The 19,649-nt window shown below is 69.7% G+C and carries 17 protein-coding genes; 4 read left to right on the top strand and 13 right to left on the bottom strand.

What is annotated here, in order from left to right:
• Positions 1-5: 5 nt before the first annotated feature.
• From tdh to RCH21_RS12220, 11 genes are all read right to left on the bottom strand, one after another.
• Positions 6-1,049: an L-threonine 3-dehydrogenase gene (gene tdh / locus RCH21_RS12270; RefSeq protein WP_326964596.1), complete on the bottom strand. Its 1,044-nt coding sequence runs from the start codon at positions 1,047-1,049 to the stop codon at positions 6-8.
• 95 nt (positions 1,050-1,144) lie between these two features.
• Complete coding sequence (locus tag RCH21_RS12265) at positions 1,145-2,062, bottom strand: aminoglycoside phosphotransferase family protein (RefSeq protein ID WP_326964595.1); 918 nt, start codon at positions 2,060-2,062, stop codon at positions 1,145-1,147.
• Positions 2,063-2,090: 28 nt separating this feature from the next.
• Positions 2,091-3,605, bottom strand: a complete 1,515-nt coding sequence (gene gatB / locus RCH21_RS12260) for an Asp-tRNA(Asn)/Glu-tRNA(Gln) amidotransferase subunit GatB (RefSeq protein ID WP_326964594.1) — start codon at positions 3,603-3,605, stop codon at positions 2,091-2,093.
• Positions 3,605-5,110 (bottom strand): Asp-tRNA(Asn)/Glu-tRNA(Gln) amidotransferase subunit GatA, encoded by a 1,506-nt coding sequence (gatA, locus tag RCH21_RS12255; protein ID WP_326964593.1) that lies wholly within the window; start codon positions 5,108-5,110, stop codon positions 3,605-3,607. The genes gatB and gatA overlap by 1 nt, the downstream gene beginning before the upstream one ends.
• Positions 5,111-5,113: 3 nt before the next feature.
• Complete coding sequence (gatC, locus tag RCH21_RS12250) at positions 5,114-5,410, bottom strand: Asp-tRNA(Asn)/Glu-tRNA(Gln) amidotransferase subunit GatC (RefSeq protein WP_120148199.1); 297 nt, start codon at positions 5,408-5,410, stop codon at positions 5,114-5,116.
• A gap of 126 nt (positions 5,411-5,536) precedes the next feature.
• Positions 5,537-6,043, bottom strand: a complete 507-nt coding sequence (locus RCH21_RS12245; protein ID WP_326964644.1) for a GNAT family N-acetyltransferase — start codon at positions 6,041-6,043, stop codon at positions 5,537-5,539.
• 112 nt (positions 6,044-6,155) lie between these two features.
• Entirely contained in the window at positions 6,156-6,623 is a 468-nt protein-coding gene (locus RCH21_RS12240) for a DUF2087 domain-containing protein (protein WP_326964592.1), read from the bottom strand.
• Complete coding sequence (locus RCH21_RS12235) at positions 6,620-7,501, bottom strand: inositol monophosphatase family protein (RefSeq protein ID WP_326964591.1); 882 nt, start codon at positions 7,499-7,501, stop codon at positions 6,620-6,622. The genes RCH21_RS12240 and RCH21_RS12235 overlap by 4 nt, the downstream gene beginning before the upstream one ends.
• Complete coding sequence (gene ligA, locus RCH21_RS12230; protein WP_326964590.1) at positions 7,498-9,819, bottom strand: NAD-dependent DNA ligase LigA; 2,322 nt, start codon at positions 9,817-9,819, stop codon at positions 7,498-7,500. Before ligA ends, RCH21_RS12235 begins: the two co-directional genes overlap by 4 nt.
• 132 nt (positions 9,820-9,951) lie before the next feature.
• Entirely contained in the window at positions 9,952-10,257 is a 306-nt protein-coding gene (locus RCH21_RS12225; RefSeq protein WP_120148204.1) for a pore-forming ESAT-6 family protein, read from the bottom strand.
• A gap of 99 nt (positions 10,258-10,356) precedes the next feature.
• Positions 10,357-10,677 carry a hypothetical protein gene (locus RCH21_RS12220; RefSeq protein WP_220725885.1) on the bottom strand — a complete coding sequence of 107 codons (321 nt, stop codon included), beginning with the start codon at positions 10,675-10,677 and terminating at the stop codon, positions 10,357-10,359.
• Positions 10,678-10,932: 255 nt separating this feature from the next.
• Here RCH21_RS12220 and RCH21_RS12215 point away from each other — a divergent pair, with 255 nt between their 5' ends.
• The 4 genes from RCH21_RS12215 to eccCa are packed head-to-tail and all read left to right on the top strand — an operon-like array spanning position 10,933 to position 17,582.
• Positions 10,933-11,265 carry a hypothetical protein gene (locus RCH21_RS12215; RefSeq protein WP_326964589.1) on the top strand — a complete coding sequence of 111 codons (333 nt, stop codon included), beginning with the start codon at positions 10,933-10,935 and terminating at the stop codon, positions 11,263-11,265.
• Positions 11,266-11,269: 4 nt separating this feature from the next.
• Positions 11,270-12,598, top strand: a complete 1,329-nt coding sequence (eccD, locus tag RCH21_RS12210; RefSeq protein ID WP_326964588.1) for a type VII secretion integral membrane protein EccD — start codon at positions 11,270-11,272, stop codon at positions 12,596-12,598.
• Between the two features lie 5 nt (positions 12,599-12,603).
• Positions 12,604-13,560 carry a nucleotide-binding protein gene (locus tag RCH21_RS12205; protein ID WP_326964587.1) on the top strand — a complete coding sequence of 319 codons (957 nt, stop codon included), beginning with the start codon at positions 12,604-12,606 and terminating at the stop codon, positions 13,558-13,560.
• Positions 13,557-17,582, top strand: coding sequence for a type VII secretion protein EccCa (eccCa, locus tag RCH21_RS12200; RefSeq protein WP_326964586.1), 4,026 nt, complete (start codon positions 13,557-13,559; stop codon positions 17,580-17,582). Before RCH21_RS12205 ends, eccCa begins: the two co-directional genes overlap by 4 nt.
• Positions 17,583-17,758: 176 nt before the next feature.
• Here eccCa and RCH21_RS12195 read toward each other — a convergent pair whose 3' ends face one another.
• Both RCH21_RS12195 and RCH21_RS12190 read right to left on the bottom strand, forming a co-directional pair.
• Positions 17,759-18,814: an RDD family protein gene (locus RCH21_RS12195; protein WP_326964585.1), complete on the bottom strand. Its 1,056-nt coding sequence runs from the start codon at positions 18,812-18,814 to the stop codon at positions 17,759-17,761.
• Positions 18,815-18,936: 122 nt separating this feature from the next.
• Positions 18,937-19,644, bottom strand: coding sequence for a hypothetical protein (locus RCH21_RS12190; RefSeq protein WP_120148210.1), 708 nt, complete (start codon positions 19,642-19,644; stop codon positions 18,937-18,939).
• Positions 19,645-19,649: the final 5 nt, after the last annotated feature.

The following is a 19,649-nucleotide window of genomic DNA, read 5'->3' as shown; positions in this document are numbered from 1 at the left end:
GCCTCCTAGAAGGTGGTCCAGTCGAGGACCACTTTGCCGCTCGCGCCGTCGCGCGCTGTTGTGAAGCCCTGCTGCCACTCCGTGGCCGGCAGGCAGTCGGTGACCACGGAAGAGACAGCCTCGCGCAGCGTCCGGTTGGACTGCAGCATGGCACTCATCGCGTACCAGGTCTCGAACATCTCGCGCCCGTAGATCCCCTTGAGCGTGAGCATGTGGGTGACCACCTTGCCCCAGTCGATGGAGATGGGACCGGCGGGCAGCCCGAGCAGGGCGATGCGCCCGCCGTGGTTCATGTTGTCGATCATCTCGGGCAGCGCCGTCGCGTGGCCGGACATCTCCATCCCGACGTCGAACCCCTCCTTCATGCCGAGCTCGCGCTGCGCGTCCGCGATGCGCCTGCGGCTGACGTCGATGGCGATATCGGCTCCGACGCCGCGCGCCAGGTCCAGCCGGGGGGCCGAGACGTCGGTGATGGCGATCTTGCGGGCTCCTGCATGGCGCGCGACGGCGACCGCCATGAGTCCGATGGGCCCGGCTCCGGTGATCAGCACGTCCTCCCCGACGAGCGGGAAGCTCAGCGCGGTATGGACGGCGTTGCCGAAGGGGTCGAAGACGGCTCCGAGCTCGGGCGTGATGGTCGCGTCGTGCACCCAGACGTTGGTCTCGGGGACGACGACGAACTGGGCGAATGCGCCGTCGCGCTGGACCCCGACGCTCGAGGTACGGATGCACATCTGGCGACGGCCGGCGCGGCAGTTGCGGCAGGTCCCGCAGACGATGTGGCCCTCGCCCGAGACGCGGTCCCCGATCCGGATGTCGTGGATCCCCTCGCCGAGCGCCACGACCTCGCCGTAGAACTCGTGGCCCGGGATGAGCGGGGCCTTGATCATGCCCTGGGCCCAGGCGTCCCAGCTCTCGATGTGGAGGTCGGTGCCGCCGATGCCCGTGGTGATGACCCTGATCTTGACCTCGCCCCACCCTGCCTCGGGTTCGGGTCGGTCGATGAGTTCGAAACCGGGGTGGGCCCCGGACTTGTACAGCGCCTTCACTGGACAGTTCCTTCCATGCCGCCGGCGGCAGCCGGCGGGATAGGCCGGGCCGATGCGGTACGAGTGCCGGGCGGGATGTGCCCGCAGCCACAATATCAGCGCGCGACGGCGGGGGCGCCGGACTCCTCCTCGAGCACTGCGGCCAGTACCTCGAGCCCGAGCGAGAGGAACGCCGGGGCGTCGTCCGAGGACGCCGCCAGGGCGCTGCCCATGCTCACCGCCCAGCCCCGGGCGCGGTCCCAGGTGGCGGGGTCGGTCGGGCGACGGGCCTCCAGCGCCGCGCGGAAGGCGGAACGGCCCGCCGCGTCGAAGTGCAGCCACGCTGCCGCGAGGTCGGTCGCCGGATCACCGGAGCACAGGTCACCGAAGTCGACGACGCCGGCCAGGACGCCACCGGCCGTCAGTACCGTGTTGGCGGGATGCAGGTCCCCGTGCAGCCAGAGGGGCGTCCCGGCCCAGGCCGGGGCGGCGAGCGCCCGGTCCCAGAGGTCCATCAGCGGGCCGGCCGGTACTCCCGGCAGGGACGCGAGGCGCGCACGGACGACGTCGTCGCGCGCCGTCAGCGGACCACCGCGCCCCACCGGACTCCTGGGGGCTCCGGGCGGCGCCGGACGCTGGAACTCGGCGAGGAAGCGCGCGAGCGGGACGGCCACCGGTGCGCGACGGGCCCGAGGCACCGTGATGCCGCCGGCTCCGGGGATCCAGCGGCAGACGGACCAGTGCCAGGGATAGCCGGAGCCCGGCAACCCGGCACGAAGCGGTGCGGAGGTCGGCACGGACAGGTGCCGCGTCAGGCCCGGCAGCCACTGCTGCTCCGTGACCATCAGCGCGTCGGCGACCTCCCGACGGGGAAGCCGCACCACGAGGTCCGCTCCGAGCCTGAAGAGGAAGTTGTCCCACCCGTGACTGACGAAGCGGACCGGCAGATCCGCCAGGTCCGGATGCTGGTCGGTCAGCAGGGACGTGACGAGGGAGGGCGCGACGTCGATCTCTGCCCTCGGCAGAACCGCCATCGCGCCCTCCTTGCTGAGCTGAGCGGCCCTAGCCCTCGACGCCGAGGCGCTGCAGGATGAGTTCGCGCACGCGCCCGGCGTCGGCCTGGCCGCGGGTCGCCTTCATGACCCCACCCACGATCGCGCCGACGGCCTGCACCTTGCCCCCGCGGATCTTCGCGGCGACATCCGGCTGGGCCGCGAGGGCGCCGTCGATCGCTTCGAGCAGCGGGCCGTCATCGGACACCACCGCGAGGCCTCGCTTCTCCACGACCTCGGCAGGGGTGCCTTCACCGGCGAGCACGCCGTCGAGCACGTCGCGCGAGAGCTTGTCGTTGATCTTGCCACTCTCGATGAGCGCGTTGAGCTCCACGATCAGTTCGGGCGTCACGCCCAGTTCGGCGGGCTCGAGGTCCGCGAGCTTGGCGCGGCGCGAGATCTCGCCCATCCACCATTTGCGGGCGACGGCGGCGCTGACGCCGGCAGCGATGGTGTCCTCGATCGAGGACATGACACCGGCGTTGACGACGTCGCGGAACTCGGCGTCGGAGTAGCCCCAGTCGGCCTGCAGCCGCTTGCGCCGCTCGGCGGGCGGCTCGGGCAGTTCGGCACGCAGCTTCTCGATCCAGGCGTGGTTCGTCACGACGGGCACGAGGTCGGGCTCCGGGAAGTAGCGGTAGTCGTCGGCGTCGGACTTGGGGCGGCCCGACGTCGTCGACCGCGTGTCCTCGTGCCAGTGGCGCGTCTCCTGCTGGATGGGCGTGCCGGAATCGAGGACCGCCGCGTGGCGCTGGATCTCGTACCGGACAGCGTGCTCGACGGCGCGCAGCGAGTTGACGTTCTTCGTCTCGGTACGCGTCCCGAACTTCTCCTGCCCGTACGGGCGCAGCGAGACGTTGGCATCGCAGCGCACGTTGCCGCGTTCCATGCGGGCGTCGGACACGCCGAGGTTCTTGACGATCTCGCGGATCGCCGCGACGTAGGCCTTGGCGAGCTCGGGGGCGCGGGAACCGACACCCTCGATGGGCTTCGTGACGATCTCGATGAGGGGAACGCCGGCCCGGTTGTAGTCGACGAGGGAGAAATCGGCGCCCTGGATCCGGCCGGTCGCGCCGCCCATGTGCGTCAGTTTCCCGGCGTCCTCCTCCATGTGCGCACGCTCGATCTCGACCGTGAACACGGTGCCGTCCGCGAGTTCGATGTCGATGGACCCGTCATAGGCGATGGGGTCCTCGAACTGGGAGGTCTGGAAGTTCTTCGGGGTGTCCGGGTAGAAGTAGTTCTTCCGCGCGAAGTAGCACTTCTCGGCGATCTTGCAGTTCAGCGCGAGCCCGATCTTGATCGCCGACTCCACGGCCACTCCGTTGACCACGGGCAGGACGCCGGGCAGGCCGAGGTCCACGGGTGTCACATTGGTGTTCGGCACGTCCCCGAAGGCGTTCGGCGCGGACGAGAACATCTTGGTTCTCGTGTTGAGCTCCACGTGGACCTCGAAGCCGAGCACGGGATCGTACTTCTCCATCGCCTCTTCGAAGGACAGGATCTCGTCGGTTGCAGCAGTCATTACTTCCTCCCTGCGATCTCGGGGGCCTTGGCCAGCAGCGGCCCGCCCCACGTCTCTTCGAGCAGTGCTTCGAGGACGGCGCCCACGCGGTAGAGGCGCGCGTCCTTGCGGGCGGGTGCGAGGAGCTGGATGCCCACCGGCAGTCCGTCCTCGTCCGCGAGGCCGCCCGGCAGGGACAGTCCGGGGATGCCGGCCATGTTCGCCGGGATCGTCGCGACGTCGTTGAGGTACATGGCCAGCGGGTCGTCGATCTTCTCCCCCAGCTTGAAGGCGGTGGTGGGGGAGGTCGGCGAGATGAGCACGTCGGCCTGCTCGAACGCGGCCGCGAAGTCGCGCTGGATGAGCGTGCGGACCTTCTGGGCCGAACCGTAGTAGGCGTCGTAGTAGCCGGCGCTCAGCGCGTACGTGCCGAGGATGATGCGGCGCTTGACCTCGTCACCGAAGCCGGCGGCGCGGGTGGCCCCCATGACCCGTTCGATCGTCGGGGTGCCCTCGGGCACGACGCGCAGGCCGAAGCGCACGCCGTCGTACTTCGCGAGGTTGCTGGAAGCTTCCGACGGCATGATCAGGTAGTAGGCGCCGAGCGCGTACCGGAAGTTGGGGCAGGAGACCTCGACGACCTCCGCGCCCGCCGACCGCAGCAATTCGAGCGACTCGGAGAAGCGCGTGAGGACGCCGGCCTGGTAGCCCTCGCCCTGCAGTTCCTTGATGACGCCGATGCGCATTCCTTCGACCTGGCCCATGCGGGCGGCCTCGACGAGGGCGCCGACGGGGTCGGTCAGGGACGTCGAGTCGTGGGGGTCGTGGCCACCGATGACCTCGTGCAGCAGCGCGCTGTCGAGGACGGTCCGGGAGACGGGACCGATCTGGTCGAGGGAGGACGCCATGGCGATAGCGCCGTAGCGGGAGACGCCGCCGTAGGTGGGCTTCACGCCGACCGTCCCGGTGACGGCGCCGGGCTGGCGGATGGAGCCACCGGTGTCGGTACCGAGGGCCAGCGGTGCCTCGAAGGCGGCGACGGCGGCAGCGGACCCGCCACCGGATCCGCCGGGAATGCGGTCGAGGTCCCACGGGTTGCGGGTGGGCCCGTACGCGGAGTGCTCGGTGGAGGAGCCCATCGCGAATTCGTCGAGGTTGGTCTTGCCGAGGATCGGCATCTTCGCGGCGCGGAGCTTCTTCACCACGGTGGCGTCGTAGGGGCTCTGCCAGCCTTCGAGGATCTTCGACCCGGCCGTGGTGGGCTGGCCCTTCGTGACGATGAGGTCCTTCACGGCGATGGGGACGCCGGCGAGCGGGTGCAGGGTATCGCCGTCGGACCGGGCCTTGTCGACCTCGGCGGCGACGAGCAGCGCCTCGTCGGTGTTGACGTGCAGGAAGGCGTTGATCGCGCCGTCGACGGCGTCGATGCGGTCCAGGTAGGCCTGCGTCGCCTCGACGGCGGAGACCTCCTTCGACGCGAGCTTCTGCGCCAGGGAGTGGGCGGAGAGGTGGATCAGGTCGGTCATGGGTTACTCCCCGTCCAGGATTGCCGGGACCCGGAAGCGGCCGTCGGCGTTGTCGGGTGCGCCCATGAGCGCCTCCTCGTTGCTGAGGGTGTCCCCGACGACGTCATCTCGGAACACATTGCTCAGCGGGATCGGGTGGCTCGTCGCGGGGACGTCGTCTCCCGCCACCTCGCTCACGGTCCGGATGGAATCGACGATCACGGCGAGTTCTCCGGCCATGCGGTCGAGCTCGTCGTCGTTCATGTCGATGTGGGCGAGCCGCGCAAGGTGCGCGACGTCGTCCCGGTTGATCTCAGCCATGGATCTCCCCTGGAAGGTGGACGCGGGTTTCTGCGTCCAGTCTAGTGCTGACGCGCCGGGCCCCCGGCATCGCGCGGTGCGGTCCACGCGTCCGACGACGACAGCTGGATCCGAGCCGCCTCCGCGTCACAGGGAGAGGCGGAAGACCCAGAGGAGGATGTCCTCGTTGGGGACCTCCCAGTCACGCTCGGGGACGCGGACGAAGCCCATCGACTCGTAGAGCCGGTGCGCGCGGACCATGTCGGAACCGCTCGTCAGGCTGACGGCCTCGATACCGGGCAGTGTCCGCGCGTGGTCGATGATGCGTTCGACCATCGCCCTGCCCACGCCGCCGCGCTGCACCGCGGGGTCGACGGCGAGCATGCGGAACTCGAGTTCGCCCTCGACCGCGATGTCCGTGTACCGCTGGCCCGCGAACGTGAGCGCCACAGACCCGACGACGACGCCGTCGCGCTCCGCCACCCACACCTCGGCGTGCTGCGCCCGGTGCTCGATGTCCGAGAGGACGGCGACGTACGGGTGCGCCTCATCGGTGAAGTAGCCGGCCTCGAGGTACGCGCCGCGCGTGATGCGTCGGACATCCTCGAAGTCCTGCGTGCGGATGGGCCGGATGGTGATGCCGGTATCGGTCATGGAATTCTGGGACGGTGCTGTGGTCACCGGCCTATTTTGCCACGCAGCGAACCCCGCCGTGTCGCCGGTCCGTCGGCGCGCGCGGAGCGGGAACGCGCGGCCTCGGTGGCTCTCAGGACCCCCCGGTCGCCCGACGGTAGCCGGTCCCGTCCGGATGGCGTTCCAGGTAGCCGTGGTCGACGAGCGCGCGGCGGAGGGTAGGGATGTCGTGCGTCACGGTGGCGAGCAGGCGGTTGACCTCGGGCTCGGTGAGCTCCTCGTCGGCCGGCAGGAGCCGCTCGGCGAGATGGGACAGCAGGTCGGCGCGGTCCTGCCCGGCGCGCGGCAGGCCGTCGATCCGCCCGTTCCGGAAGAACCTGTCGACACCCTTCGGGGTACCAGGGGCAGCGGCCGCGAGGACCACCTTGAACAGCTCGCCGTCGACGTCGTCACCGTCCGTCAGGAGGCCGGCGTCGCGTAGTCGCTGCACCTCCTTCGGCGTCGCATCGAGCGGTTGCCCGAGCACGGCCCGGGCATACAGTTCGCGGGAGCGCTCACCGGCGAGGGTGGAGAGGATCTTCTGCCAGGATGGCTTGGTCATGAGGCCCTTTCGTCGGTCCGTACCTGTACGCCCGTGACGGCTGCGACGAAATCCGCGGACCCCGCCACCGTCACGGCGGCGAGGCGCTCGGCCTCGCTCGGGCCGCCGTCGAGCATGGGCCTGAGTGGGGGCCGGTGCACCGTCACCCCCGCTTCCTCCGCGATCAGGGCGCCCGCCGCCAGGTCATGCTCGTTCAGGCCGCGCTCCACGAAGGCGTCGAGCGAGCCGTCGGCCACCATGCAGAGATCGAGGGCGGCGGAGCCCAGCCGCCGGAGGTCGCCGAACCCGTCGAGGAGCCCGGGCAGTTCGCCCACCTGGGCCGCGCGCGTCGCAGGCTCGTAGGAGAATCCGGTGGCGAGCAGGCGGCCCCGGCCGGCGGTCGGACCGGTCAGGCGCCGCACTGTCCCGTGGTCGCTCAGCCAGGCTCCGCCGCCGCGGCACGCCCAGTAGACGCGGCCGAGGGCCGGAGCATGCACGACGCCGGCGAGCCAGGTGCCGTCCGCGGCGGCGGCCGCGACGGAGGTGCCGTAGTAGACGATGCCGCGGATGAAGTTCGTGGTGCCGTCGAGCGGGTCGATGGACCAGCGGATGCGGTCGGCGTCGTCCGGAGTCCCGGGCGGGACGGTCGTGCCGAGCTCCTCGCCGGTGATGATGTCGTGGGGCCGGGAGTCGGCGATGACTCCGCGTACCGCCTGCTCGGCGGCGACGTCGAACGCGGTCACCCAGTCGCTGTCCGAGCTCTTGGTGGTGGCGGCGAGCGCGGCCGGATCGCGCCGGGCGAGGACACCGGCGCCCGCCGCCGCGGCCTGGCGGGCAAGGTGCAGGAGGGCGTGGGTCGACGCGGGCGCAGCATCGGCTGCACCGGATCGCGCCATCATGTGCGGACCCCGGCCTGGCTGTCCAGATCCGCGCCTGCTCCGCGATCCAGTTCCTCGGCGACTTCCGTGTCCTCACTCTTCTCGCTGGTGTCGCCATCGGCGGCACCGCCGTCGACCTCCGCCACGGGCACCGGGCCGTGTTCGAGGAGCGCGATGAAGCCCTCCTCGTCGAGCACGGGTACTCCCAGCACCTCGGCCTTCTCGAGCTTGGTGCCCGCGTTCTCGCCGGCCACCACATAGCTCGTGTTCTTCGACACCGAGCCGGCGGCCTTGCCCCCGCGCGTGATGATGGCTTCCTTCGCCTCGTCGCGGTTGAACCGCTCCAGGGAACCGGTCACGACGACGGTGAGACCCTCGAGCGTGCGCGGTGTGCTCTCATCGACCTCGTCCTCCATCCGCACGCCGGCTGCTGCCCACCGGTCCACGATCTCGCGGTGCCAGTCCTCGGCGAACCACTCCTCGAGGGCGGCGGCGATGGTCGGGCCGACGCCGTCGACATTCGCGAGTTCCTCCTCGCTGGAGGAGCGGATGCGCTCCATCGATCCGAAGGCGGTGGCGAGGGCGCGCGACGCCGTCGGGCCGACGTGCCGGATGGACAGCGCGACGAGTACCCGCCAGAGCGGCTGCGTCTTCGCCTTCTCCAGCTCCATGAAGAGCTTGCGGGTGGTGGCGCTCGGCTCGGAGGGTTTCTTCGCCGTGCCTTTCGAGTAGAAGTAGGGCACGAGCTCACGGCCTGTGACCACGCCCTTGACCTTCTTGTCCCGCTCTATCCGCACGTCGGCGAGCTTCTCCGGCGTGAGGTCGAAGATGTCGGCTTCCGTGGTGATCGGAGGCACCTCGGGCTCGGCGGGCTGCGTGAGGGCGATCGCCGCCTCCCACCCCAGGGCCTCGATGTCGAAGGCGCCGCGGCCCGCGAGGTGGAAGACACGCTCCCGCAACTGTGACGGGCAGGACCGGGCGTTGGGGCAGCGGATGTCGACGTCGCCCTCCTTGGCCGGCTGCAGCGCGGTACCGCAGGACGGGCACTCCGTGGGCATGACGAACTCGCGCACCCTGTCGGGGTCACGGAGGGCCATGACCGGACCCACGATCTCGGGGATGACGTCGCCGGCCTTCCGCAGGACCACGATGTCCCCGATCATGACGCCCTTGGCCTTGACGACCTCCTGGTTGTGCAGGGTGGCCATGCCGACGGTCGAACCGGCCACCTTGACCGGCTCCATCAGGCCGAACGGCGTGACGCGGCCCGTCCGTCCGACGTTCACGAGGATGTCGAGCAGCCTCGTGTTCACCTCCTCGGGCGGGTACTTGTAGGCCACGGACCAGCGCGGCACGCGGGAGGTGTGGCCGAGGGCGCGCTGCAGCGCGAAGCTGTCCACCTTCACCACGATGCCGTCGATCTCGTGGAGGAGGTCGTGGCGGTGCTCGCCGTAGTGCTCGATGAAGTCGATGACCTCGCCCTGGTCCGCGAGCACCCTGTAGTACGGCGAGGTGGGGAGTCCCCACTCCTTCAGGAGGTCGTACGTCTGGGACTGGGTCTCGGCCGCGAGGCCCGTACGGGCACCGATCCCGTGCACGTACATGTCCAGCGGCCTCTCCGCCGTCATCGCGGGGTCCTTCTGGCGCAGGGACCCGGCGGCGGCGTTCCGGGGGTTGGCGAAGGGAGCCTTCCCGGCGGCGACCATGCGCTCATTGAGCTGCGCGAACTCCTTGGTGGGGAAGAAGACCTCGCCGCGGATCTCCACCTCCTCCGGGTGGCCGCTGCCCGCGAGGTGCCTCGGGATCGACGCGATGGTCAGCACGTTGTGCGTGATGTCCTCGCCGGTGACGCCGTCGCCGCGGGTCGCCGCCCGGACCAGCTCGCCGTTGCGGTACAGCAGGTTCACGGCGAGGCCGTCGATCTTGAGTTCGGTCAGCCACTCGATGGCAGCTCCGGGGTTGCGCTGCTCGACCCCGGCGCAGGCGCGATCCAGCCACACCTTGAGCTCGTCGAGGGAGAAGACGTCCTCGAGGCTGTACATCCGGGCGAGGTGATCGACGGGCGTGAACGCCGAGGAGACCTCCCCGCCCACCTCCTGCGTCGGCGAGTCGTTGGACACGAGTTCGGGGTGGAGGGCCTCCAACTCCTCGAGGCGCCGGAACAGGGTGTCGAATTCGGCATCCGAGATGGTGGGGGCTGCATCCTGGTAGTACGCGATGCGGTGCGCCCGAACCTCCTCGGCGAGGCGCGCGTACTCCTCCCTGAGCTCGCTGCTGGGCGGACCCGGCTGCTCCGAGGGGGTGGCGTCTACCGATGCGCTGTCAGGTTCTGGGGTCACTTTCCCATCTTGCCCTAACGCCCCGGAGCGGGCCAGCGATGCACCGGGCACACGGGCTGCCGTGGCCAGCCCGTGTGCCACTCCGCCCGGAGCATCCTGCATGCGGGTCCCGTCATGGTCCCTGGTGTTGCGTCAGCCGATGTTCTGGACCGCTGAGCGGGCGCGCGATCCGGCGCCCGTCGCCGTCTGGTCGTTGAGTCCGAGGGTTTCCTTGACCAGCGAGATGATGTTGCGGGTCTCGTTGGCGGCGTTCTTGAAGCGCACCTCGACCGCCTGGTACTCCTCCGAGACGCCATCGGCCTGGAAGTCGGACATGGCCGTGCTGACAGCCTTCTCCCGCTCGCCGATCAGCGCCTCGAGGCGCCCGACGATCGACTGGATGTCCCCCTGCACGGCCGACGATGTATCGGTATCGAAGCTGACGCGATCCTGTGACATGGTGTGTCCTTCCGCACCGGCTGACCGGTGCCTTTCTCGAAGTGGTTGGGTCCCCTGCTCGGGGTGGAGCCGCTGGAAGCGGTTCGAGGAGGACGGTGCTCAGCGGCCGCCGAAGCGCGCGGCATCGAATGCTGCCGAACCCTGCTGCTGCGTGGCGTTGTCGGCTGATTCCTGGTCGCCCGTCTGGAAGGCGGTGTCCATCTCGGACTGCCCCTGCAGGATGATTCCCAGCGACGTGTTCAATTCGTTCGCGACGATATCGGTGCGCTGCTTGAATTCGTCGAAGCGAACCCGGCCCTGGCCGTTGAACTTCCCTTCGAGGGGAGCGACCGCATCCACGAGGCTGCGGACGAGCTGCCCGAGATCCTCGTTCGACGTGCCGGTCTGCTGCGTCAGTGTGGACAGTGTCTGCGAACCCATGTCGAACTTCACGAATTACCCCCTCGACGCCTGATGGCGCCTCTTGATCCTTCTCGTCGAACCCTGGTCAGGGAAACACTGCCGGGCCGCATGCTCAGCGGAGGTGTTGTCACCCGCGAGCCCTGCAGTGTCCATCTCAGCTCCCCTCACGGCTCCGGTCAAGGACGGCTCATGGGTAGTTCTCCCCATACGGCCGTGGGAACGCGGGAAGGACCGGCAAAAGGTGCGAGTATATGAACGGTTTCAGGAACATTCATGGGGGGATCCTTGCCGAACGACTACGACAGCCAGCTCATCGAGTCCGTCACCGTCCGCAGGAACCGTCTCACGAACGCACTCCTCTTCGGCGGCAATCCACATCAGCGACGGTGGATGGATTCGGTCAAGCTGTTCCTCTTCAGCATCGCCCTCGCCGCCGTCGTCGCCGCCGTCTGCGTCGGGGTGTCCTTCGTGGGCAACCTCCTCCAGGAGCAGCGTGAACGCCAGGAGCAGCAGAACACGGGTGCAGGCGCCGTCGTCCCTCATCTCGGCTGGAACCTCCACCTCCAGGCAGCGTCGCAGCCTGCCCACCTACCCGCAGGAGACTGACCGGATGGCCCACGCCTTCACGCGGGTGACGCTCATCGGCACACGGCGTCACCTCGACCTCCTCCTGCCGTCCGACCGGCCGGTCGGCGCGCTGATGCCACAGGTCCTTGACCTGCTGCACGACGAGCCGAGCGACGACGTCGCCGCGAAGCTGCTCGTGACGCCGGACGGCACGCCGCTCAGTGCCGGACGTACCCTCGACGACGCCGGGATCGCCGACGGATCCTCCCTCCTGCTGTGCAATGCGGCCGAGGCTCCACCGGCCGCCGTCGTCTATGACGTCACCGACCTCGTGGTCGACCGGACGGCGGACCTGCGGGGGCGCTGGACGACGACCTTCACGACGGCGACGGCGATCGTCCTCACCGCGCTCGGCCTGTGGGCGGGCGCCGAGCTCCTCCTTCGCGAGTACCTGCCCGGCAGCGCCTGGTGGATCCTGTGCTCCCTGGGCGGCGTCCTCCTGGCCGGTGGAACCGTCGCCGGCGTCGTCGCCCGGTTCCGCGAGATGGGTATCGCATTACTCGTCGCCGGCTGGATCACCGCCTTCGCCGGCATCCTGCACCGGGGCGACAGCCTGCCGGTCGTCGCCCTCCTCACCTCCGCACTGACGGTCGTCCTCCTCCTGGCCGTCGGGATCATCGCCGACCGGAGGAAGGCGATGGCGAGTGCGGCCCTGACCCTCGGCGCCCTCACCCTCGTGTGGGTCGCCGCGACCTTCATCGCGCCCGACCCGCCGAAAGCGGCCGCCCTCACCGCGCTCGCCGGCCTCCTCGTCCTCGGCCTGATGCCGAAGGTCGCGCTGTCGGCCTCCGGCCTGGCCACGCTCGACGACCAGCGCTCGAAGGGCGGGACGATCGCCCGGACCGATGCCCTCGATGCCGTCGCCGCAGCGCATGCGAGCCTCAGCTTCGGATCGGTCATCACGGGTGTCTCGATCGGAGCGGGACTGTGGATCATCGGTACCGATACCGAGACCCAGGAGTGGACGCTGCCGTTGCTGGCCGCGCTGACCCTGGCCACGGCGCTGCGTGCCAGGGCATTCCCCCTCGCAGCAGAGCGCATCGCGCTCAATGCCGCCTCCGCCGTCGGGCTCACCGCCCTGGCTCTCGGAGCGCTCCGGTTCCTGCCCCAGCAGCCATGGCTGGTCGCCGTCGTCGTGCTCCTGATTGCGGTGGCGAGCGCACTCTCGCTGGCCGTCGAGCCGGCGGACCATGTCGCCGCGCGGGGCCGCCAGCAGGCGAAACGCCTCGAGACGGTCGCCATCCTCGCATCCATCCCCCTCACCGTCGGGATGTTCGGCGTCTTCGTACAACTCCTCGAAAGCTTCCGGTGAGCGCCATGACCACGTCGACCGAACCGCGGACCACCCGCACGGACCCCTTCGAGACCCCGGAGGAGCGACTCCGCCGTGTCCTTCGGACCCGCCCGGCGGACGGGGCCCTGCGCACCCTGGCGCACAACGTCACCGATCTCTTCCGCAGTGACGCCTACGTCGAGGAACTGACCAGGGCTGCAGCCGGCACGCAGGTGCCGGTCACCACGGGCCGACGCATCGCGGTCGTCGGCTCCCGCGGTGGCGCCGGGAAGACGACGACGGCCGCACTGCTGGCCCGCGTGTTCGCCGCACTGCGGTCCGACACCATCGCCGCCGTGGACGCCGGAACGGGTCTCGGCACCCTGAGCCTCCGGCTGGGCCTCGACTCCGCCCCCACGGCCGCCGACCTCGCGGCCGCCGAACCAGCGACCACCGTGGAGGAACTCTCCCGCACCATGGGCAGGGCGCAGGAAAACCTCCTGATCGCGGGCAGCGGGGCGGGCCGCACCGCGGAACCACCCCTGACCGGAGCCGATAACGAGCGTGCGAGCCGCCTGGCGCGCACCATATCCCGGTTCTGCCCCGTCACCGTCTACGACTGCGGGACAGGAATGCACTTCGCTCCCGCCCTCTGGTCCCTGGACCAGGCGCATGCCGCGCTCTTCGTGACACCGGCGACGGTCGCGGGCGTCGAGGACGCCCTCGCGGTGGCATACCGCCGGCCCGAAGCAGGCGAACCCGGGCACGTGCCCATGCTCGTCGTCGTCGTGAGTGTCGATGACAACGCCGCCCTCGACGCCGGCCGCCAGGCGAAGCGGCTCAGAGACGCCGGCATCCCCGCGGTGCACATCGACTACGACCGGCACCTCGCCGCAGGGGTCGAACTCGACCTCGGTCTACTCGCGCGGAAGACCCGCCTCCAGGTCAGCGCACTCGCCTCCCGGGCCCTCGCGCTGGCGATCGACGGCCGCGCAGGATGAGCGTTCGGATCGTGCACCGGCCCGCACGGACCACGGCCCCCGCTCGGGACCTGCCGCCCTTCAGCCTCGACGCGCCTCCTGCCGTGGAGTCCGGAGGCGGCGGGATGAACATGATGTCCCTCGTGCCGCTCCTGGGGGCGGGACTCTCGATGACCATCATGATGCTGTTCCGCGGATCCTCCCTGGCCGCCGTCGGAGCCCTCATGATGATCGTGACCGTCCTCGCGTCGGTGGTCATGATGGTCAGTCAGCGGGGCAAGCAGGGCAGGCAGCGCCGTGAGCTGCGCGAGAACTACCTCGAATACCTGGAACGCGCCAGGACGCAGCTGCGGTCGGAGGAGCAGGTCGCCGAACGCGTGGCCCGGGTGAGCAGCCCTCCCCCCGATGCCCTTTTCGACATCATCCGAAACCCACAGCGGCTGTGGGAACGACGACGCTCCAATGAGGACTTCCTGCGCGTCCGCCTCGGGACGGGCCCCCGTCGCAACCGCGATATCCTCGTCGCACACTCCGGCTCGGCCCTGCAGCAGACCGACACCTTCATGATGACCGAGCTCGAGCTGCTCAAGCAGCGCTACGAGTCCAGTCCGGACCTGCCGATCACCCTTCCCCTGGATTGCGCCGGCAACGTGAGCGTGATCGGCTCGCGCGACTTCGTGCTGCACGTCAGCAGGCTGCTGATCGCCGAGGCCGCGTCCTTCCACTCCCCCGAGGACCTCCTCCTCGCGATCGCCTGCGACGAATCCGCCCGGACCGACTGGGAGTGGGCGACGTGGCTCCCGCACCTCGCCGACCAGCACACGACGCACCGCACCGGCCCCGTCCGACGGCTCGCGCCGTCGATGGACCTGTTGTCCCACCTGCTGCGCGGGGACCTCCTCGAGCGCTCGAGCCTCGCCGCCGAGTCCCGCAAGAACTTCCTCCGCGGGGGAGTCAGTGTCGCCCTGCCACGCCTTCTCGTGATCGCCGACGCTTACGGGCACCTGCCGGTGGAGCTCCACATCCCGGATACCCACGCCGCCCCCGGCCAGCTCGGCGTCACCACGATCCACCTGGTGGCCGACCGCCTGCAGGAGCCCGGAGAAGTGGCACTGCGCATCAGCGAGACGGCGACCGGATTCACGGTGGAAAACTACCGCGTGGACAGCGTCGACCCGCTCATCGACCACGGCACCCTCGACGAGCTGCCCCTACCCACCGCCGAGGCCGTGGCGCGCGACCTCGCCCCGCTCCGCCTCTCACCGGACTCGCTGGAGCACGACTCCACGGAGAGCTCGGTCGGCTTCCTCGAGATGCTCGGCCTCACCCCTGAACTCAGTACGGCCGACATCCGCCGGCTGTGGCAGCCCCGCAGCGACGTCGATTTCCTCCGCATACCCCTCGGCGCCGACGACCGCGGCCGCCCCACCCTCCTGGACCTGAAGGAAGCGGCCCAGTTCGGCCAGGGCCCCCACGGACTCTGCATCGGCGCCACGGGTTCGGGCAAGAGCGAGATGCTCAGGAGCCTCGTCGTCGGGCTGCTCGCCACCCACCCGCCCGAGACACTCGCGATGGTGCTCGTCGACTACAAGGGCGGCGCCACCTTCGCCCCCTTCGAACGTGCACCCCAGGTCACCGGTGTCATCACGAACCTGTCCGACGACCTCAGCCTGATCGAGCGGGTCTACGCCAGCCTCTCCGGGGAGATCCAGCGGCGCCAGGAAGTGCTGAAATCCGCCGGGAACCTGGCGAACATCACGGACTACCAGCTCCATCGGCAGGAGCGGAAGGCGCACGGCGAGGAGCTGGCCCCCCTGCCGCACCTGGTCGTGATCATCGACGAGTTCGGCGAACTGCTGACGGCCCGCCCCGACTTCATCGACCTGTTCCTGTCCATCGGGCGTATCGGCCGGTCCATCGGTGTCCACCTCCTGCTCTCCAGCCAGCGCATCGAGGCCGGGAAGCTGCGGGGACTGGACACCTACCTCTCCTACCGGATCGGGCTCCGCACGCTCTCCGAAGCCGAGAGCAGGACCGTCCTGGAGACGCCCGACGCGTTCCACCTGCCGCCCGTCCCCGGCTTCGGCTACCTCAAGGTGGACACCACCACCTACACGAGGTTCAAGGCGGGCTACGTCTCCGGGCCACTCGAGGCCCTGCTCGAGGAGCAGGAGCAGGACGACGACGGAGGCGAACAGGACGAGGTGCTCGAGGTCCCGAAGTACGCGGCGACCCTGCTGTCCGGCACTCCGGCCGGCAGGGACGATCCCGCACCCCAGGCGACGACGGGGTCCAGGCGCACCACCGGCCCCACCGTCCTCTCCACCCTGATGGACACCCTGTCCACCTTCCCGCGGGCGGTCGATCCCATCTGGCTGCCGCCCCTGCCGGGCGGCATCTCCCTCGACGCGGCAGCGGGAGGCATCCAGACCACGAGCCAGGGGCTGCGCCTCGGGCACGCCATGGCGCAGGCCGCTCCCCTGCGCATCGGGGTAGGCCTCCTCGACGACCCCGCCCGGCAATGGCAGGGCGTATGGGAGCTCGACCTCGCTGCCAACGGCGGCAACCTCGCCATCATCGGCGGTCCCCAGACCGGCAAGAGCACGGCGCTCCGGACGATCGTCGCGAGCCTCGCGCTCACCCACAGTCCCGCCGAGGTGGGCATCTACGGGATCGATCTGCTGGGCAGCGGGCTCATGGCACTCGAGGGCCTACCGCACGTGGGAGGTATAGCCGTGCGCAGCAATCGCGAGGTCATCCGCCGCACGATGGACGAGCTGCTGGCCATGCTCGGCGAACGGGAGCGCCTCTTCGAGCGCTATCGGATCGACTCCCTTCCGACGCTTCGACGCATGTGCGCCCAGGGCCGCGTCCCCGAACTCACAAGCGCGGACATCGTGCTGGTCCTCGATGGCTACGGCCAGCTCAACGACGAGTTCGAGGACGTGGAGAAGCAGGTGCACTCGCTCATCGCCCGCGGCGGCGGCTACGGGCTGCACGTCGTCACGACGTCGTCACGCATGAACGAGATCCGCATCTCCCAGCAGAGCTTCTTCGGCAACCGGATAGAACTGCGCCTCGCTGATCCCGGTGAATCCGCCCACGGACGAAAGGTCGGCGAGGCTGTCAGCCTCGGACGGCCAGGGCGGGGACTAGCGGCGAACAAGCTGCAGGGACACTTCGCCCTCCCCCGGATCGACGGCGTCTCCGACGAGGACACTGCGGTCCAGGGCACGCGCGAGCTCGTTGCAGCCGTAGCGTCCTCCACCGACCAGCGGGCCATGCGCGTGCGCGTGCTACCCGAGACGGTGCCCGCGTCGACCGTGCCGGTGCCGGAACGGCAGGCCCTGGTTCCGCTGGGCCTTCGGGAGGCGGACCTCGGGGTCGAGTACCTCGACCTGGAGCTGCGCGAGCGGCACCTCATGGTGCTCGGTGACGAAGGCTCGGGCAAGACGAACGTCCTTCGGACCATCATCCGCAGCATGGTCGCCCAGCACACTCCCGACGACGTCGTCCTGGCCGTCTTCGATCCACGGCGCACCCTCAGCGAACAGGTGCCCGACTCCTACCTCGGTGGCTATGCGACCAGCGCGGCCCTGGCCGAGCAGCTGGCCGCCGCCGTCGCCACCGAACTGGACAAGCGCACCGGAGCCACACGGGCCGAGGTGTCCCTGATGCCTCGCGTCGTGCTCGTGATCGACGACTACGACATCCTGACCGCAGGCGGGTCGGCTCCCCTCGCACGGCTGGCGCCCTACCTGCCGCTCGCGAGCGAGATCGGCCTGCATGCCGTGCTGACCAGGCGGGTCCGGGGATCGTCGAGGGGGCTGTACGAATCCTTCTCGAGCTCCCTCCGTGACTCGGGCACTGCTGCCCTCGTCCTGTCCGGTGACCGCGCCGAGGGTCCGCTGGTCAGCGGCGTCCGCGCCCGCGCCCTGCCGCCCGGCCGCGGCCAGCTCGTGCAGGCCGGACAACCGGTGCAGACCGTGCAGCTGCTGTGGAACGAGCCGGCGTCCGTATCGGTATCGGCGGCCGGGAAGTAGGTCTGCAGCCTTCGTCGTGCTGCTTGTCGTCGCGGTGCTTGTCGTCGCGGTAGTTCGCTGAGCGTCGCTGTGGTTCGTGCCCCGCCCGGCTCAGCGGATGTTGGTACAGCCGGGGCGGCTTTGGCCGGTTGGCGCAGCGGCGGCTGCCCTCGTCGGCCGGTGAAGCGGCGGCTGCCCTAGCGAATGGTGAAGCGGCGGTCCCCGAAGCGGACGCTCGAGCCTCCGGGCAGCAACATCGCGACCTCCGGGTGCAGGGGCTGCTCCGAGCCGGTCTGATCGATGAGAAAGCTGCCATTCGTGGAGCCGCGGTCGGTGACCCACACCGCGCCCTGATCGAAGCCCAGATGGACGTGCGTCTTGGAGACCGAGCGATTGAGGTCGGCGAAGTTGATGAGGTAGTTGACGGCCTCGTTCGGTCGGGGCTCGGGATTGCGGCCGATGAGGGCCTGCCCGGCAATCTCCACCTCCGTGCCGTCGTCGAATACCAGCACCCGCTGACCGTCGACAGCTGCCCCCGAGCCGGACCCGGATGAAGACGCGGCCGATGCCTCCGCGGGTACCGGGGAAAGCTCCACATCCATGCCGGGCGTGCACGGAGCCCAGCCGCTCGAAGGAGCAATCGGAGCAAATGGAGCAGGCGGGCCCGGCGCCGTGGACCCCGAAAGGGCGGGAACTTCCGTTCGCGGAGGAGTGCCGGCTGCCGCGAACGCGTGGTCCTGCCGGCTGCCGGAAGCGACAGCGGCCCCTGTCGCTTCGTTCTCCGGATTCGACGGAACCGTTTCGCCTGCGAGTCCGCCGGTGCGCAGCGGATCGCGGCCGGCACGGACGTCGAGGACATACGTACCTACGAGCTTGTCGTGCCAGCCCCGGCGCTGTCCGTCCCGGTCCCACGTGTTGGAGATGAGCAGCACGAGCGGCCCGATGACGGGAACGATCGAGGATACGCCGAGCGCCAGCGCCCTCACGAGTGCAGCCACGACCCCGGGAGGAGTGCCTGCTGCGCTGACCGTCACGAGACCGAGGGCGAGGTTGCCCGGCGTCCGTCCCGTGGTCGATTCCCAGGCCAGGACGGCGATCCAGTACAGGAGCACGACGACCCCTGCCGACAGCAGGGCCGCCGTACCGCCGTCGAGCAGGTAGGCGACGAGGACCGCTAGGGCGGGCACCAGGGTGTCGACCACCTTGGCCAGCACCCGCTGGCGGGCCAGGGCGTTGACGAGCTTTGTTGCCATGCGGCGGGTCCTGTCTTCCTGTCCGATGCCGTGCAGGGCCATCCCCTTCACCGTGCGGCACCGATCGTTCTGATTCTAGGGCGCCTGCGGCACCCTTCCTGTTCCGGCTCGGGGTCGGGGCGTCAGTCCTCCTCGCTACGACCCTTCATCGTCTCGAGCAGCCCGAGATCGTCCTGTGTGACCAGGTGCGAGGTGATGGCGTGTTCCACGAGGCGGGCCCGACGATTGGTCGCCACCTTGCCCCCGCCCCCACGGAGCCCGACCACTCCGACCCGATCGAGCTTGTCGCACACGTTGTCCAACTTGCGGTTGAACCGGGTCAACGCCCAGCCGAGCCGCTCAGCGGCCTGGGCGGAGGACGGAATGGCACTGAAACCGGTACCCTCGCGCCGCAGCATGGGCTCGGCGAGCGCGACTATGATCGCCTTCTGCGCGTCGGTGAAATGCACAGGACCGATCGTGGAATCACCCGCACTGTCCTCCGCCCTGGCCTGCTGCCGGAACGCGGGCGTCTGGAGGTGGATGTCGAATTCGTAGGTCGTCGGCCCTGCTGTGAAGACCACCCGGGTCTGGCCGAAGACGATGGGGATGCGCGCACCCGGAGACACCCACGCCTGCATCCCGCCGGTGGTGTCCGCTACGGTGGCCGAGATCATGCTGCCGACGTTCGACAGCCACCACATGCCGTTCTGGCGCGCCAGCTCGAGGAACTGTCGGTGCAGGTACGGATTGTCGTCGACCTCGAGGTCACCTTCGCGGCCGATGCTGAACACGGCGTCATCCGCAGGCTCATGCCACTCACCGCAGAAATCCAGCGCGAGCTCCCCCATCGTGA

Source organism: Arthrobacter sp. PL16 (assembly GCF_035985055.1).
Classification (GTDB): domain Bacteria; phylum Actinomycetota; class Actinomycetes; order Actinomycetales; family Micrococcaceae; genus Arthrobacter_D; species Arthrobacter_D cheniae.
The sequence above is the reverse complement of the archived record's forward strand: the minus strand, read 5'-3'. Positions and strand labels throughout refer to the sequence as shown.

Bases quoted from the DNA above. Each gene is read 5' to 3' on its own strand.
- RCH21_RS12245 (WP_326964644.1), bottom strand. From the start codon at position 6,043: ATGACCGATACCGGCATCACCATCCGGCCCATCCGCACGCAGGACTTC.
- RCH21_RS12195 (WP_326964585.1), bottom strand. From the start codon at position 18,814: ATGGCAACAAAGCTCGTCAACGCCCTGGCCCGCCAGCGGGTGCTGGCC.
- RCH21_RS12225 (WP_120148204.1), bottom strand. From the start codon at position 10,257: ATGTCACAGGATCGCGTCAGCTTCGATACCGATACATCGTCGGCCGTG.
- RCH21_RS12265 (WP_326964595.1), bottom strand. From the start codon at position 2,062: ATGGCGGTTCTGCCGAGGGCAGAGATCGACGTCGCGCCCTCCCTCGTC.
- RCH21_RS12235 (WP_326964591.1), bottom strand. From the start codon at position 7,501: ATGATGGCGCGATCCGGTGCAGCCGATGCTGCGCCCGCGTCGACCCAC.
- gatC (WP_120148199.1), bottom strand. From the start codon at position 5,410: ATGGCTGAGATCAACCGGGACGACGTCGCGCACCTTGCGCGGCTCGCC.
- RCH21_RS12220 (WP_220725885.1), bottom strand. From the start codon at position 10,677: ATGGGTTCGCAGACACTGTCCACACTGACGCAGCAGACCGGCACGTCG.
- RCH21_RS12240 (WP_326964592.1), bottom strand. From the start codon at position 6,623: ATGACCAAGCCATCCTGGCAGAAGATCCTCTCCACCCTCGCCGGTGAG.
- RCH21_RS12190 (WP_120148210.1), bottom strand. From the start codon at position 19,644: ATGGGGGAGCTCGCGCTGGATTTCTGCGGTGAGTGGCATGAGCCTGCG.
- gatB (WP_326964594.1), bottom strand. From the start codon at position 3,605: ATGACTGCTGCAACCGACGAGATCCTGTCCTTCGAAGAGGCGATGGAG.
- RCH21_RS12215 (WP_326964589.1), top strand. From the start codon at position 10,933: ATGGGGGGATCCTTGCCGAACGACTACGACAGCCAGCTCATCGAGTCC.
- eccD (WP_326964588.1), top strand. From the start codon at position 11,270: ATGGCCCACGCCTTCACGCGGGTGACGCTCATCGGCACACGGCGTCAC.
- RCH21_RS12205 (WP_326964587.1), top strand. From the start codon at position 12,604: ATGACCACGTCGACCGAACCGCGGACCACCCGCACGGACCCCTTCGAG.
- eccCa (WP_326964586.1), top strand. From the start codon at position 13,557: ATGAGCGTTCGGATCGTGCACCGGCCCGCACGGACCACGGCCCCCGCT.
- gatA (WP_326964593.1), bottom strand. From the start codon at position 5,110: ATGACCGACCTGATCCACCTCTCCGCCCACTCCCTGGCGCAGAAGCTC.